The organism is Acidovorax sp. A1169, from assembly GCF_030704685.1.
Lineage (GTDB): Bacteria > Pseudomonadota > Gammaproteobacteria > Burkholderiales > Burkholderiaceae_C > Acidovorax.
The window spans coordinates 215,437-230,506 of record NZ_JAUZDX010000007.1 but is presented as its reverse complement, the minus strand read 5'-3'; the positions used below and the strand labels follow the sequence as shown (position 1 = coordinate 230,506).

Annotated in this window: 9 protein-coding genes; 5 read left to right on the top strand and 4 right to left on the bottom strand. The window is 68.5% G+C overall.

The window, feature by feature from the left end; genetic code table 11:
* Positions 1-174 precede the first annotated feature (174 nt).
* Positions 175-4,083, top strand: a complete 3,909-nt coding sequence (locus QYL93_RS14360; RefSeq protein WP_305744263.1) for a WG repeat-containing protein — start codon at positions 175-177, stop codon at positions 4,081-4,083.
* Between the two features lie 16 nt (positions 4,084-4,099).
* Here the strand turns inward: QYL93_RS14360 and QYL93_RS14355 are convergent, their stop codons facing one another.
* Positions 4,100-4,465: a YciI family protein gene (locus tag QYL93_RS14355; RefSeq protein WP_305744262.1), complete on the bottom strand. Its 366-nt coding sequence runs from the start codon at positions 4,463-4,465 to the stop codon at positions 4,100-4,102.
* A 381-nt stretch (positions 4,466-4,846) separates the two neighbouring features.
* Between QYL93_RS14355 and leuA the strand changes: the two genes are divergently transcribed.
* Together leuA and QYL93_RS14345 are read left to right on the top strand one after the other, a co-directional pair.
* Positions 4,847-6,529 carry a 2-isopropylmalate synthase gene (gene leuA / locus QYL93_RS14350; protein WP_305744261.1) on the top strand — a complete coding sequence of 561 codons (1,683 nt, stop codon included), beginning with the start codon at positions 4,847-4,849 and terminating at the stop codon, positions 6,527-6,529.
* Between the two features lie 97 nt (positions 6,530-6,626).
* Positions 6,627-7,136 carry a C40 family peptidase gene (locus QYL93_RS14345; protein ID WP_305744260.1) on the top strand — a complete coding sequence of 170 codons (510 nt, stop codon included), beginning with the start codon at positions 6,627-6,629 and terminating at the stop codon, positions 7,134-7,136.
* Here the strand turns inward: QYL93_RS14345 and QYL93_RS14340 are convergent, their stop codons facing one another.
* A complete protein-coding gene (locus tag QYL93_RS14340; RefSeq protein WP_305744259.1) occupies positions 7,137-7,496 on the bottom strand; it encodes a VOC family protein in 360 nt (119 codons plus the stop codon).
* Positions 7,497-7,613: 117 nt separating this feature from the next.
* On the opposite strand from QYL93_RS14340, the gene QYL93_RS14335 reads away from it, so the two are divergent.
* The gene (locus QYL93_RS14335; RefSeq protein WP_370876976.1) at positions 7,614-8,726 is read left to right on the top strand and encodes a 3-deoxy-7-phosphoheptulonate synthase; all 1,113 of its coding nucleotides are present in this window, start codon (positions 7,614-7,616) and stop codon (positions 8,724-8,726) included.
* Between the two features lies 1 nt (position 8,727).
* Here the strand turns inward: QYL93_RS14335 and QYL93_RS14330 are convergent, their stop codons facing one another.
* Both QYL93_RS14330 and QYL93_RS14325 read right to left on the bottom strand, forming a co-directional pair.
* Entirely contained in the window at positions 8,728-9,192 is a 465-nt protein-coding gene (locus tag QYL93_RS14330) for a PaaI family thioesterase (protein ID WP_305744257.1), read from the bottom strand.
* Entirely contained in the window at positions 9,189-9,644 is a 456-nt protein-coding gene (locus QYL93_RS14325; RefSeq protein ID WP_305744256.1) for a MerR family DNA-binding transcriptional regulator, read from the bottom strand. The genes QYL93_RS14330 and QYL93_RS14325 overlap by 4 nt, the downstream gene beginning before the upstream one ends.
* Positions 9,645-9,974: 330 nt before the next feature.
* Here QYL93_RS14325 and QYL93_RS14320 point away from each other — a divergent pair, with 330 nt between their 5' ends.
* Positions 9,975-14,852 (top strand): EAL domain-containing protein, encoded by a 4,878-nt coding sequence (locus QYL93_RS14320; protein WP_305744255.1) that lies wholly within the window; start codon positions 9,975-9,977, stop codon positions 14,850-14,852.
* The last annotated feature ends 218 nt before the right edge of the window (positions 14,853-15,070 follow it).

Below are 15,070 nucleotides of genomic sequence, written 5' to 3'. Positions count from 1 at the left end.
CGGGTGCGCTTCGGCCTACCAGACCACTGACAGATTGATACATGTGAACCCACAGCAGCCACGCGGCTGTGGGCACAAAGCGTGACAAATGCCCGGCTTTCCCCGGCGCGTGGGGTCACTGCCCGGGAGGTCCATGGCCCGCCCTTACGATCCTGCACGGAGGAACCGGAAACCATGAACAACAACACCACCGCTGCCGCACCCTGGGTTGCCAGCATCCCGCTATCGCCCGACGGCACCCGCTACACCCGCGCCATCGTGCACCCGGGCCGGGCCATCGTCCCGGCCGAAGGTCTGCAGACGCTGTTTCGCTTCAACGCCGACGGGCAGGGCGGCTGGATCGCCGCCGCCAAGGCTGATGACGGCCACTGGGGCTACATCGATGCCGAAGGCCGCTGGCGCGTGCCGCCCACGCTGGAAAATGCCCGCAACTACTCCGAGGACGGCATGGCGCGCTTCCAGCAGGACGGGCGCTGGGGCTTCATGAACCTGGCGGGCAAGGTGGTGGTACCCCCGAGCTTCGAGGACACGCGGCCGTTCCGCGACGGGCTGTGCGCCGTGCAGGTGGGCGAAAACGCCTGGCGCAGCATCGACCGCGAAGGCCGCTTCACCTGCGCGGAGAGTTTTCATGACCTGAGCCTGTTCGGCGCCGGCGGCCTGGCCCGCGCCGTGCTCTGGAAGAAGGGCCAGAACCAGCGCGGCCAGGGCTTCGTGGACCGCGATGGCCGCTGGGTGATCGAGCCACGTTTCAAGTTCGCGCAGCCCTTCGGTGAACTGCCCGTGACCCCGGCCTCGCTGGACGGCGACAGCTACGGCCTGATCGACACACGCGGCCAGTGGGTGCTGGAGCCGCGCTACCCCAGCATCGACGCCTTCAACAGCGAAGGACTGGCCTACTACGACGAGCCCAACTCCTGGGACAACGGGCACGGCTACCTGGATGCCAGGGGGCGCGTGGTGGTCAAGGGCGAACGCCACCTCTCGCGGCACATGGCCTGCGGCCTGGTGGCCAACACCTACAACGGCACCGCCTTCCTGCGCGCTGACGGCACGCAGCTGCCCACCCCGCCGCTGGCCTGGGGCAGCCACTTCCGTCCAGAAGGCGGCTTTGCGGTGGTGCGTACGGCCCAGCGCCGCAAGGAGGACAAGGCGGCCACCTGGGGCCTACTGCATACCGATGGCCGGGTGTTCACCGTGGACGAATCACTGCTTGAACCGCTGACCGATGGCGACGGCTGGCTGGTGGGCGAGCAGGCTGACACGCCCCTGGTGCCCTTTCTCACGCGCGAGGGCCAGGTGGCCTGGATCGACAGGGAAGCGTCCGTGGTCTGGCGCGCAGCGTACGACGGCGTGCGCGCCACGCTGCTCGGTGCCGACGGCAACACCCTGTGGCGCAGTGGTGCGCAGGAAAACTGCCGGCCGCCCCGGCCCTTCTTCGAGCCTGCCCCCACCGAGCACCTCGAAGCCATCGACACCGTGGAAGGCATCGCCCCCCTGGCGGAGGCCTTGCTGGCCGAAGCCGAAGCCCGGCTGCACCGGCTGGCCGCCGGCGAGACGCTGGAGCATGAATCCCCCTCGGACGACGACGATGGGGAAGACGAAGAGGACGATGAAGACGAAGACACCGTGCAGGCGAACCGCGCGGTGGTGGTGCGCCGCGTGGCCCGCACCTACACCAGCGAAGAGCACAACGGCCACTACGACTACCTGGCAAGCGACCTCGACCAGGCCGTGAACCGGATCCGCGAGGCGATGGTCCAGACCCTGGCCACGCGCTACGGAACGCCGGACCCCGACCCCGAACACGCCGTGCCCTGGAACCGCTTGGGCGAGCGCACCCAGGCCTGGGCCGTGCCGCTGGCGCAGGCACTGCGAGGCGACAGCGGTGTGCTGCGCGAATCGCGCGAGCAGTGGCTCACGCTGTACAAGCATTCGGACTCGGGCGATGGCGACACCTGGTCTGAGCTGTGGCTGATGGTGGCACCCAGCCTGGACGCGCTGGAGACGGCACGCCGCGCCCGCCGCAGCGTGACGCCGCAGGAGGCCGCAGAAGGCCAGAACGATGGACCCGGAGAAGACACCAGCCTGGAGCCTGCGGAGCGCCCCAAGCCCCAGACGCGCGAGGAATGGCTGCAGGCCGTGGCCAGCGACCGCTATGCGATTGCCCATGTGCCCGCACCCTGGCTCGACGATGCGATGGTGGACGCGGCATTGGCCAGCGACGTGGAGGCGCTGGCCTGGGTGCCCGGCCGACTCCAGACGCCCGAGCGGCTGCAGGCCCTGATCCGCCGGGGCGTGGACCAGGCCGCGAACCTACCGCCCGAGTGCATGACCGCCGAGGGCCTGGCGCTGGCGCGCGCGCTCTATGCCGGCCGCCACGAGTGGGACTGGCGCGACGAGCGCAACAGCCGCATGCCCAAGACCTGGGACCACAACAGCCTGTGTGACCTGTGGGGATGCCTGCTAACGCCGGAACTGGCGCTCAAGGCCGTGCGCGCCAAGGCGCCGCTGCGCGACCTGGCGCACTGGCTGCGTACCGATGAGGTGGAGAAAGCGGCGCTCAAGGCCGACATCTACAACATCAGCTACATCGACAAGGCGAAGATCACACCGGAGCTGGCCGCCCTCGCCGTGCGGCACGACTATGGTTGCCTGATCGAGGAGATTCCGCCCGCGCTCATCACCGCCGAGTTGTGCCTGGTGTCGGCGCGCGTCAACGGCCTGTCGCTCGAGAAGATGCCCGAGCCGCTGCGCAGCGTGCCAGTGTGCGTGGCTGCGCTCAAGGACCGCTCGGACGTGTTCCTGCACGTGCCCGAGGCCCTGCGCCTGGCGGTGACCACGCAGTTGATCGAAGACGACCTGGAGCGCTCGCGCAAGGACGGCGAGCAGCGCGAGGGCAGCCACTGGCAAGGCTACCGCGCCTGGGTGAAGCTCTGGGCCGGCGACTACGAGGGCGCGATTGCCGATGCGCAACTCGGCCGCCCGCAAATGCGCTACGAGCAGCACGCACACTACGTTCTGGCCAGCGCGTACCGGGCCCTGGGCCGGGAGCAGGAGGCCGCGCTGGAGGCATCGACCGTGCTCTCCATCCACTCGCCTTACAGCGCGCAATGGGACGACACCGAAGACACGCGCTGGCTGCAGGCCCTGGCACAAGGCCAGGCCGGGGCGGCCGACGACGCAGCACTGGTGGCGCAACTGCAGTCGCACCCGCGCACGCTGGCGGACATTCCGCGCGAGCGCATCACCGATGCCATGGTAGACGCGGCCCTGGCGGCCGACGAGGACACGGTGCGCTTCGTGCCGCGCCGGCTGATGACGCCGGCGCGCTTCGCCGCGGCACTGCGCCAGGGCGTCAAGCAGTTCAAGCAGATTCCGCCGGACATGCTGGGCGAGGAGGCCTGCATCGAACACGTGAAGGACGGCGGCTGGCGCCTGGAATACGTGCCCGAAGCCTGGCGCACGCTCACCGTGTGCGCCCATGCCGTGCGGCGCAGCAGCAATGCCATAGAGCATGTGCCCGAGGCCCTGCGCAAGCAGGTGCCGGATGCCATCAAGCAGCTGCCGCCCGAAGAGGGCGAAGACGACCCGGGCAGCAGTTCGTCATCGGCCGGCGACTGGCTGACGCGCAAGCTCGTCGATTCGGTGGTGAGCAGCCAGCAGACGGCCTCGGGCCGGCTGCAGCAGAAGGGCCTCTTCACGGCCTTCATCCTGAAGACCATGCTGGGCGCCAAGTCCGACGACACCCCCACGCTCAAGGGCCTGGCGGGCTGGTTCGAGGTGCGGCCCTTCCTGGCCATGGTGACCAACCTGGTGCTGGGGCTGGCAGCGCTGGTCAGCCATGCCTTCGTGTCCGTGGGGGCCTGGCGCGCCGAGGGCCCGTGGGTGGGCCTGGGCACCTTTGCGCTGATGGGCTTTTCGGAGCTGTACTGGGCCTGGCGGTTTTTGTTCTCCACGCCGTTCCGTCCAGGGCTGGGCGCGGCCTGCCTGGTGGTGATGCTCTACGTGTTCGCCTGGCGCTGGATGTACCGGCGCATCGGCCTGGTCTACGCGGCCCAGGCCAAGGAGAAGGGCGAGGACTGACCGCAGGGCCTGCGGCTCACTCCACCGCGCCGTCGTAGCAGGGGGCGACGGCGCGCACCTCAATGGTGGCCCACTCGGCGGCCGGGCATTCGCGCGCAATGGCCAGGGCCTCGTCGCGCGTGGCGCAGTCGATCAGGAAGAACCCGCCGATCATTTCCTTGGTCTCGGCAAACGGGCCATCGACCAGGCGGGGCTGGCCCTCGCGCACCTGCAGGCGCACGCCCTGCGTTTCGTTGGCCAGCGATTCGCCGGCCAGCAGCAGGCCCCGGGCCTGCAGCCCGGCGCCGAAGCGCTGCATGCGCGCATAGACCTCCTGCCCGTTGGCGAGCCCACGCTCGGCGCGCTGGCCTGGGGGTTCCATGATGAGCAGCATGTAGGGCATAGGGTCTCCGGCGATGGGGGTTGTGGGAGGGAAGAAGGAAGGCTGGCGCAATTCTAGAAGCGCCGGTCCCCAAAGACCCCCTGCATGGTCCCGGGCTCGCCATGCGGCCTTCTCTGTGCTAGGATTTGCCGCTATGCAACGCAGCATGATGCTCCTATCCACCCTATCGCTAGGCCTAGTGCCTGGCCGGGGTCTGCCTGCGTTCGCCATCGTTGCCGCCACATCGCGCAACACCTGATTTCCCCCTGACCCCGGCCCGCGAACCAGCCTTTGCTTCCACGCAAAGGGCTGCAGGGGATGTCACACGTTTTTTCATTCGTTTGACCTGCTGTGCAGGGAGCGCCTTTCGATGGCGACCGCACAGCGTTCGTGGAGCCTCTCATGATTGCCAAGCCCGCCACCAAGTACCAGCCCATCGCCCCCGTCGCGCTCACCGACCGCACCTGGCCCTCGCGTTCCATCACCCAGGCGCCGATCTGGTTGTCCACCGACCTGCGCGACGGCAACCAGGCCCTCTTCGAGCCTATGAACGGCGAGCGCAAGATGCGCCTGTTCCAGGAACTCGTGCGCATCGGCTTCAAGGAGATCGAGGTGGGCTTTCCGGCCGCCTCGCAGACCGACTTCGACTTCGTGCGCCGCCTCATCGACGAGGACCTGGTACCCCAGGACGTGACCCTCATGGTCATGACCCAGTCGCGCGCCGACCTGATCGAGCGCACCGTGGAAGCCGTGCGCGGCGCGCCGCGCGCCATCGTGCACCTGTACAACGCCACGGCACCCGCCTGGCGGCGCATAGTGTTCGGCATGAACGTGACGCAGGTGATGGAATTCATCGACCAGCACGTTTCGCACCTCAAGCGCCTGACCGATGCCCAGCCCGAGACGCAGTGGACGCTGCAGTACTCGCCCGAGACCTTCAGCGCCACCGAGCTCGAAGTCTCGCTGCGCGCCTGCCAGACGGCCATCCACGCCTGGGGCGTGGGCCCAGAGCGGCGCATCATCATCAACCTGCCGACCACGGTGGAGAACGCCTCGCCCAACGTGTTCGCCGACCAGATCGAGTGGATGCACCGGCGCCTGGCGCCGCGCGAGCACGTGGTGCTCTCGGTGCACCCGCACAACGACCGCGGCACGGGCGTGGCCGCGGCCGAGCTGGCCATGATGGCCGGCGCCGACCGCGTGGAGGGCTGCCTCTTTGGCAACGGCGAGCGCTGCGGCAACGTGGACATCGTGACCCTGGCGCTCAACATGTACACCCAGGGCGTGCACCCGGGGCTGGATTTTTCGGACATCACCGCCGTGGCGCGCGTGGCCGAGGAATGCACGGCACTGCCCGTGCACCCGCGCCACCCCTATGCGGGCGACCTGGTGTTCACCGCGTTCTCGGGCTCGCACCAGGACGCGATCAAGAAGGGCTTTGCCGCGCAGGACCCGAACGGCCTGTGGGAAGTGCCCTACCTGCCCATCGACCCGGAAGACCTCGGCCGCACCTACGACAGTGTGATCCGCGTGAACAGCCAGTCGGGGAAGGGCGGCATCGCCTTTTTGCTCGAACGCGAGCATGGCGTGGTGATGCCGCGGCGCATGCAGGTGGAGTTCAGCGCCGTGGTGCAACGCCAGACCGATGCCAGCGAGGGCGAGATGACCGGCGATGCGCTGTGGAAGCTGTTCCAGTCCACCTACCTGGCCAGCGGCCCCGATGCGGCCATCGTCTGCCATGGCCACAGGCTGGCCGACGATGGTCAGGGCATCGAGCTCGACGTGAGCATCGATGGCGTGCGCCAGACCCTGCAAGGCCAGGGCAATGGTCCGATCGCCGCGACGGTGGATGCGCTCGGCCTGCCGCTGCGCGTGGACCACTACGAGGAACGCGCCACGGGCACGGGCGCCAACGCCCAGGCCCTTGCCATCGTGGAGGCGGCACTCGAAGGCGTGGCCGGCTCCACCTTCGGCGCGGGCACCAGCCACAACATCGTGACCGCCTCGGTGCAGGCCATCGTGAGCGTGGCCAACCGGCTCGCCGAGCGCCGCGAAGGCGCCCGGGCAGCGACCGCAACTTTGTAAAGGAAGACGGGGAGCACAGTGGCGATGCCTTCACAAAAGGCGGTTGCCACGGCGGGGCATTCACCCCCGCGCACAGGGTGCGGTACGCTTGCGATCCATGCGTGTTCTTTCCTGTCTGGCCCTGGTGTCCGCTGCGCTGCTGATCGCAGGCTGCGGCACCTCCCGGCCGCCCCCATCGTCCTCCTCATCGTCCTCGTTCCCGTCCGCCTCGACCCGCACGACGCCGCCGCTGAGCCCGGACCAGGCGCACGGCATTGCCATCCATGCGCTGGGCCTGGTGGGCACGCCCTACCGCTATGGCGGCAACACGCCGGATTCGGGCTTCGACTGCAGCGGGCTGATCGGCTATGTCTACCGCAACCAGGTCGGTACGCCGCCGCCGCGCACCGTGGCCGCGCTCAATTCGTGGGGTTACCCGATCGAGGGTGGCGAGCTGCGTGCGGGTGATCTGGTGGTGTTCGGCACCGGGCGCCAGCCCAACCATGCGGGCATCTATGTGGGGGAGGGGCGCTTTGTGCATGCGCCCTCCACGGGCGGCACGGTGCGCCTGGACCACCTCAGCGCCAAGCATTGGGCCGGGCAAAGGCCCGCTTTCCGCCGGCCTTGATCAACTCGCCAGACGCTGACCGCCCAGGGCCTGGGCAAAGGCCAGCTGGTTGCCGTCCGGGTCAGTCACCAGGATGGCGCGCACCTTCTTGCTGTTCGAGCGCTGGGCGGTGTCCACCCCCATGCGGTCCAGTTGTTCGCCCTGTTCGTCGATGTCGTCCACCGCCAGCGTGACCGAGCAGCGGCCGGCGCGCTTGGGCAGTTGGTAGACCTGCAGCCAGCCGCCCTGCGGCAGGGTCCATTCCGCCAGTTCGGGTATGGGCTGCGAATCGGGTCCGCGTTCGAACAAGGTGCCATACCATTGCACCGCGTCGGGCAGGCTGCTGACAGCGACACTGGCAAGGGCATTCTGGATGGCCATGGAAACTCCTGGGAACGGGGGTGGGACTGGCTATAGGTATACCTGCGGCGTGGGTGAAAGGCTGTAGGACAGCACCCTGGCGCAAAGCCTCCGGCATCCAAGGCGAAAATGGCGCCCATGACCCTCCACGTACACACCGCCCCCGCGACCACCGCGCTGTCCACCCACGACACGACCCGCATCGACGACACCCGCATCAAGGCCGTGCGCCCGCTGATCACCCCGGCCCTGTTGCAGGAGTGGCAGCCCGCGCCAGAGGCCGCGCAGACGCTGGTGGAAACCAGCCGTGCCGCGATCTCGCGTGTGCTGCACGGGCACGACGACCGGCTGGTGGTGGTGGTGGGGCCGTGCTCCATCCACGACCACGGCCAGGCCATGGAATACGCACGGGCGCTCAAGGCACAGGCCGATGCGCTTGCGGACGACCTGTTGGTGGTGATGCGCGTGTACTTCGAGAAGCCGCGCACCACCGTGGGCTGGAAGGGCTACATCAACGACCCGCACCTCGATGGCAGCTTTGCCATCAACGAGGGGCTGGAGATGGCGCGTGCGCTGCTGCTCGACGTGCTGGCGCTGGGCCTGCCGGTGGGCACGGAGTTCCTGGACCTTTTGAGCCCGCAGTTCATCAGCGACCTGGTGAGCTGGGGCGCGATCGGCGCCCGCACCACGGAAAGCCAGAGCCACCGGCAGCTGGCCAGCGGCCTGTCGTGCCCGGTGGGCTTCAAGAACGGTACCGACGGCGGAGTGAAGGTGGCGAGCGACGCCATCCAGGCCGCCAGCGCCGCACACGCCTTCATGGGCATGACCAAGATGGGCCAGGCCGCGATCTTCGAGACGCGCGGCAACAACGACTGCCACGTGATCCTGCGCGGCGGCAAGCAGCCCAACTACAGTGCGGCCGACGTGGATGCGGCCTGCGCCATGCTGCAATCGGCCGGCCTGCGGCCACAGGTGATGATCGACGTCTCGCACGCCAACAGCAGCAAGCAGCACCAGCGCCAGATCACGGTGGCCGAGGACGTGGCACGCCAGATCGCCGCAGGCGACACCCGCATCACCGGCCTGATGGTCGAAAGCCATCTGCAGGAAGGCCGCCAGGACATCGTTCCCGGCCAGCCGCTGGCGCACGGCGTCTCGGTGACGGACGCCTGCATCAGCCTGGCGCAGACCGTGCCGGTGCTCGAAGGCCTGGCACAGGCCGTGCGTGCACGCCGCGCACGCAAGGACTGATTCAGGACAGGGCTTCACGCGCAGGGCGCGCCGGCGCACCCTCCACATTGCGCGCAGTGGCCAGCAGCGTGGCGCACAGCGTTTCGTCACCCGACTCTGCGACGGCATAGACATCCGCCGCGCAGACGGTGAGCGTACGGCCCGCGTCCACCACGCGGCCCCTGGCGCGCAGGCAGGTGCCACGGGCCGGGGCCAGCAGCTTCACGTGCGCATCCACGGTGGCATTCGTCCAGCCGGCCGGCAGGGTGCTGCCCGCGGCCGTGACGGCGGCGAAATCGGCCAGCGCGAAGATGGCGGTGGCCTGCAGCTGCCCTGGGCGGAAACACAGGGATTCCTGCACGGGCATCTCCAGCTCCACCTGGCCGTGGGCCACGCGGGTGAAGCGCAGGCCCAGGGTTTGCGCAATCGGCATGGCCAGCACATGGGCCTGGAGCAGCGCGGAAGAATCAGGGGCGTGTGGGGTCATGGTTTTCTCCTGAAGACACGGGGGCTGAGGGAACTGGCCGGGGCCAGCGGGCGCTTGCGCACGCGCGGCCAGGGGGGCGGCGCCGGGTTGGGGGTCTTGGCGGCAGGTTCCCTGGCTTGCAGCCAGGCGATGTGGTCCAGCACCGTCTGGCGCTGGGCCTGCAGCAGGGCCGCCTGGTCCGCGAGCTCCTGCGCCCGCTGGTGCAGGGCCTGCACCATGGCGGTGATGGTGAGACGGCCGCTGCGAAAGTCCGCCAGGTGCTCGGCAATGCGCGGCAGCGCAAAGCCCAGCTGGCGCGACATGGCGATGAAGACCACCTCGCGCTCGGTGCCCTCGGCATAGTCGCGGTAGCCGTTGGCACGGCGCCCGGGATGCAGCAGGCCCTCGCTTTCGTAGTGCCGCAGGGCATGTACCGAGACCGAGGTGCGGCGGGCGAGTTCGGAAATCTGCATGGCGGCAAGGCTAGCAAGCCTCGCCCTGCACGAAGGTTGCATGCGCGACTGCCACACCGCCCGCAGTGCGGGTTAGGGCCGACAGGGTGCAGGCGCTTCCCGGTGTAGGATTGCTTTTTTAAGGTTGCAGCAACCACGGTTTGCGTCTAGAAACGGTCATCTGGCCCCCCGACACAGACGGGGTGTGTTTTGCTGCAACTTTTGCCTCCCTTTTTCACCATCGACTCCGGTCCGGGCTCCTCTTTCCATGCTGGCTATACCGCTCCCCGCAAGAACGTGTCACCGACGCCCGGACACGCACGGCCCGAGCGGCACCTTGCGCGACTGACCATGCAGCATCCAGAGCACGCCACCGCTGAGGCTGCGCGGCTCCATGCACTGCAGTCCTATGCCATCCTGGACACGCCGTCCGAGGACGCCTTCAACAAGCTGGCCGTTCTGGCGTCACGCATCTGCCGGACACCGATGGCGGTGGTCAATTTCGTGGACAGCGAGCGCCAGTGGTTCAAGGCGGCCGTGGGCATCCCGTTCCAGGAGACCGACCGCGCGGTTGCCTTCTGCGCCCACGCACTGAACGGCAGCAAGGACCCGGTGGTGGTGGACGATGCCAGCGCGCACCCGGTGTTCTCGCACAACCCGCTGGTGACCGGCAGCCCGCATATCCGCTTTTACGCCTGTGTTCCGCTGGTCAATGGCGAAGGCTTTGCCCTGGGTACGCTGGCGGTGCTGGACACCCGTGCACGCCGCCTGGAGGCCGAGCAGCTCGATGGCCTCACGGTGCTGGCCGAGCAGGCCATGGTGCAGCTGGAGCTGCGCCGCCAGCAGCGCCTGCTGGCACAGTTGGTGGAGCAGCGCGACCGCATGCACGACGAGCTGGTGGAGCAGGCAGAAACGCTGCGCGTGGCCGGCCGCATCGCACAGGTGGGCGGCTGGATCGTGGAGCTGCCCAGCATGCGGCTGAGCTGGTCGCAAGAGATTGCTGCCACTTACGGGCTGAACCGGCGGGTGGGTGCCGTGGGCCAGATCCTGGACCTCTACACGCCACCGTACCGCAGCGCCTTGCGCAATGCGTTCAGGGCCTGCCTGCGGCACGGTACCCCCTTCGACCTGGAGGCCGAAGTCGTCATGCCGGGGGACCGGCATTGTTGGGTGCGCACCGCCGGCCAGGCGGTGCGGGATGCGCAGGGCCGGGTCGTGCGCATCCAGGGGGCCTTCCAGGACATCTCGGCGCGCCACCAGGCCGACCTGGCGCTGCAGCGCAGCGAAGAACGCTTCCAGCTCGTCTCGCGCGCCACGGCCGATGCGATCTGGGACTGGAACCTCACCACCGACGCCATGTGGTGGAACGAGGGCATGCAGAGCCTGTTCGGCGTGCCGCTCGACCAGTTGCCGCCGGACAGCACCTCCTGGACGCTGCGGCTGCATCCCGAGGACAGCGAAGCGGTGCTCAAAGGCATCCACGCGGCCATCGACGGAACCGACAGCCACTGGTCGGACGCCTACCGCTTTCGCCGCCAGGACGGCAGTTATGCCTGGGTGCTCGACCGCGGCTTCCTGATCCGCGACAGCAGCGGGCGCGCCGTGCGCATGGTCGGCGGCATGGCCGACCACAGCGCGCAGAAAGCGGTCGAACTCGAAGCCCAGCGCGACACCCGCAACCATGCCGAGCTGTTGCACCTGCAGCAGCGCATCTCCTCGCTGGACATGCCGCTGGCCGACGTGCTGCACATGGTGGCCGAGGCGGTGAAGCGCCAGACCGGCGCCCGCGGCGCCATGGTGGAATTGCTCGAGGGCCGGCACCTGGCGGCCAAGGCCTCGGCCGGTGACATGGTGCGGCCCGAGGGCCACCTGCTGGCGGTGGATGAATGCATTCTCTGGCCCTCGCTCCAGCAAGGCCGCACGGTGCTCTGCAACGACACCGACGGCGAGGGCTGGGACATGCTGTCCATGGTCCACCGCCGTGGCGTGCGCTCCGTGATGGCTGCGCCGCTGCGCGCAGGGGACGTGGTGGTGGGCTCGCTCACGGTCACGTCGGACCGGGTCAATGCCTTTTCGCGGCGCGACGTGGCGCACCTGGAGATCCTGGCCGAATCGCTCGGCGCCATGGTGCAGCTGCGCCACGTGGCGGGGCAGCTGCATGCCTCGGAGCTGCAGTACCGCATGCTGTTCGACGAACACCCTCAGCCCATGTGGGTGTACGACCGGGGCAGCCTGCGCCTGCTGGCCGTGAACCATGCCATGGTGCACCACTACGGCTACAGCGAAAAGGAACTGCTGCGCATGCACATGCAGGACCTGTGGCCCGCGCAGCACCGCGCAACTGCCGAGCGCCGGCTGCGCGCCATCGACCCGCAGCAGCGCAGCCTGCCCAAGGTGCGCCGCCATGTGCGCAAGGACGGCAGCCTGATCGACATGGAGATCACGGCGGGCAACACCGATTTCAACGGCGTGGGGGCGCGCCAGGTCCTGGCCTCCGACGTGACCGAGCGCGTGCGCAACGAGGCCGAACTGGCCCGCATGGGCCGGGCCCAGCGCCTGCTGAGCGCCTGCAACGAGACCCTGGTGCGCGCCACCTCCGAGGCCACCTTGCTGCAGGCCATCTGCCAGATAGCGGTGGACATTGGCGGCTACCGCATGGGCTGGGTGGGTTTTGCGCGCGACGATGAGCGCAAGTCCATCGAACCGGTGGCCCATGCGGGCTACAACAACCACTACCTGGAAGCGCTGCACCTGAGCTGGTCGGAAGACGACGCCTACGGACGCGGCCCGGCGGGCCGCGCCGTGCGCTCGGGAAAACCCGTGATCGTGCAGGACATCCGCCAGGAAAGCCACTTCGTGGACTGGACCGAGCGCATGCTGGACCACGGTTTTCACGCCGTGATCTGCCTGCCGCTGCGCGACCGCGACCGCACCTTCGGCCTGCTGTACCTGTACGCACCCGATGTCCTGCAGATCAGCACCGAAGAGACCGGGTTGCTGCAGGAACTGGCCAATGACCTGGCCTTTGGCATCAACAGCCTGCGCACCCAGAAGGCGCAGCAGCGGCTGCAGGCCTCGGTGCTCAAGGTCGCGGCGGCCGTATCGGCCAGCACGGGCACGGAATTCTTCGAGCAGCTGGTGCGCAACATGGCCGAGGCCCTGGATGCACAGGGCGGCTGCGTGGTGCGTCTGCTGCCGCAGTACCATGACCAGCCACCGCGCGTGAGCACGCTGGCGGCCGTGCTCGACGGCCAGTTCCTCGCGCCCACCGACTACGCGCTGGAAGGTACGCCCAGCCTGCAGCTGCTGGACCAGCGCCAGTTCGTGGTGACCGACGGGGTGCAGCAGCTGTACCCGGATGCGCCCGTGCTGCGCATGGTGCAGGCCCGGGGTTACGCCGGACAGCAGCTGTGCAACGCCGACGGCGAGGTGGTGGGCCTGGTGTTCGTGCTGTTCCGCAATGCCATCGCCGACCCGAATTTCGTCATCTCCACGCTGCAGATCTTTGCGGCGCGCGCCTCGGCCGAGATCGAGCGCCAGGTGGCGGACGCACGCATCCGCCACCAGGCCTCGCTGCTGGACAAGGCGCAGGACGCGATCATCGTGCGCGACCTGGAGCACCGCATCATCTTCTGGAACCTGAGTGCCGAGCGCCTGTATGGCTGGTCGAAGCTGCAGGTGCTGGGCCAGTCGATCGAGACCCTGCTGTACGAAGACCCCACGCACTTTCGCCGGGCCACCCAGGCCACGCTGGAGCATGGGGAGTGGACCGGCGAGATCGTGCAGCAGCACCGCGATGGCAGTTCCATCGATGTGGAGGGCCGATGGACCCTGGTGCGCGGCGACAACGGCCAGCCGCATTCCATCCTGGCCATCAACACCGACATCCGCCAGCGCAAGGCCACCGAACGCGAGATCCAGCGCCTGGCGTTCTACGACCCCCTCACCGGGCTGCCCAACCGCATGCTGCTGATGGACCGCATGCACCAGGCGCTGGCCAGTGCCCGGCGGCACCAGCAGGGCGGGGCGCTGCTGTTCATCGACCTGGACAACTTCAAGACCCTGAACGACACCCTGGGCCATGACCAGGGCGACATGCTGCTGCAGCAGGTGGCGCAGCGCCTGAACACCTGCGTGCGCGCCGTGGACACCGTGGCCCGCCTGGGCGGCGACGAGTTCGTAGTGATGCTCGAGGAGCTGAGCGTCCGGCCCGACGAGCTGGTGCTGCATGCGCGCTCGGTGGGCGAGAAGATCCTGGCCACGCTGGCCATGCCCTATGCCCTGGCGGGCTACCAGTACCGCAGCACGCCGAGCATCGGCGTGGCCCCTTTCACCAGCGAGCAGACCAGCGTGGGCGAGCTGCTCAAGCAGGCCGACCTGGCCATGTACCAGGCCAAGACGGCGGGCCGCAACACGCTGCGCTTTTTCGACCCGCAGATGCAGGCCGTGGTGACCGAGCGCGCCTCGCTGGAGACCGACCTGCGCTCGGCCCTGGCGCAGGATGAGTTTCTGCTGCACTTCCAGCCCCAGGTGCGCCAGTCGGGTCTGGTGGTGGGGGTGGAGGCGCTGCTGCGCTGGGCCCACCCCCAGCGCGGCATGGTCTCGCCGGCGCAGTTCATCCCGCTGGCCGAGGAAACCGGCCTGATCCTGCCGCTGGGCCGCTGGGTGCTGCACACCGCGTGCAAGCTCCTGGCGAGCTGGCAGGACGACCCGGCCCTGAGCCACCTGACCGTGGCCGTCAACGTGAGCTCACGCCAGTTCCGGCATGCGAGCTTCGTCGACGACGTGGCCCGGGTGCTGGCCATCACGGGGGCGCCCTCGGGCCTGCTCAAGCTGGAGCTGACCGAGAGCCTGCTGGTGGAAGACATGGAAACCACCATCGCCACCATGGCGGCGCTGCGCTCCTACGGGGTGGGTTTCTCGCTGGACGACTTCGGCACCGGCTATTCGAGCCTGAGCTACCTGAAGCGCATGCCGCTGGACCAGCTCAAGATCGACCAGAGCTTCGTGCGCGACCTGCTCACCGACCCGAACGACGCCGCCATCGTGGACACCATCATCGGCCTGTCGCGCAGCCTGGGCCTGGAAGTCATCGCCGAAGGCGTGGAAACCGCCGAGCAGCGCGAGCTGCTGGCCCGCGCAGGCTGCCAGCTCTACCAGGGCTACCTCTTCAGCCGACCCCTCCCTGTGGACGCGCTGGAGGCCTTCCTGCGCAGTCCGCCCCCGTAAAGGGCAGCATGGTGGCGCTCCGGCGGCCCCATTTGCGCAGACCACGGCGCATTTCTCCTGAACCCGGCCGCAGCACCCCCTGCGGTTTTTTTTCGCCAGCGCACCGTGTTCTCCCTGCATGGGAGGCGCGTGGCTTGGGCAGAAAGGCGCATGCGGGGCGAGGGATGTTGTTCCCTGTCTTCTTCTTATAGTCTTTATAAATACATAGTCGTAGTAGT

Coding starts and splice junctions, on each gene's coding strand:
- QYL93_RS14360 (WP_305744263.1), top strand. CDS start 175: ATGAACAACAACACCACCGCTGCCGCACCCTGGGTTGCCAGCATCCCG.
- QYL93_RS14355 (WP_305744262.1), bottom strand. CDS start 4,465: ATGCCCTACATGCTGCTCATCATGGAACCCCCAGGCCAGCGCGCCGAG.
- leuA (WP_305744261.1), top strand. CDS start 4,847: ATGATTGCCAAGCCCGCCACCAAGTACCAGCCCATCGCCCCCGTCGCG.
- QYL93_RS14345 (WP_305744260.1), top strand. CDS start 6,627: ATGCGTGTTCTTTCCTGTCTGGCCCTGGTGTCCGCTGCGCTGCTGATC.
- QYL93_RS14340 (WP_305744259.1), bottom strand. CDS start 7,496: ATGGCCATCCAGAATGCCCTTGCCAGTGTCGCTGTCAGCAGCCTGCCC.
- QYL93_RS14335 (WP_370876976.1), top strand. CDS start 7,614: ATGACCCTCCACGTACACACCGCCCCCGCGACCACCGCGCTGTCCACC.
- QYL93_RS14330 (WP_305744257.1), bottom strand. CDS start 9,192: ATGACCCCACACGCCCCTGATTCTTCCGCGCTGCTCCAGGCCCATGTG.
- QYL93_RS14325 (WP_305744256.1), bottom strand. CDS start 9,644: ATGCAGATTTCCGAACTCGCCCGCCGCACCTCGGTCTCGGTACATGCC.
- QYL93_RS14320 (WP_305744255.1), top strand. CDS start 9,975: ATGCAGCATCCAGAGCACGCCACCGCTGAGGCTGCGCGGCTCCATGCA.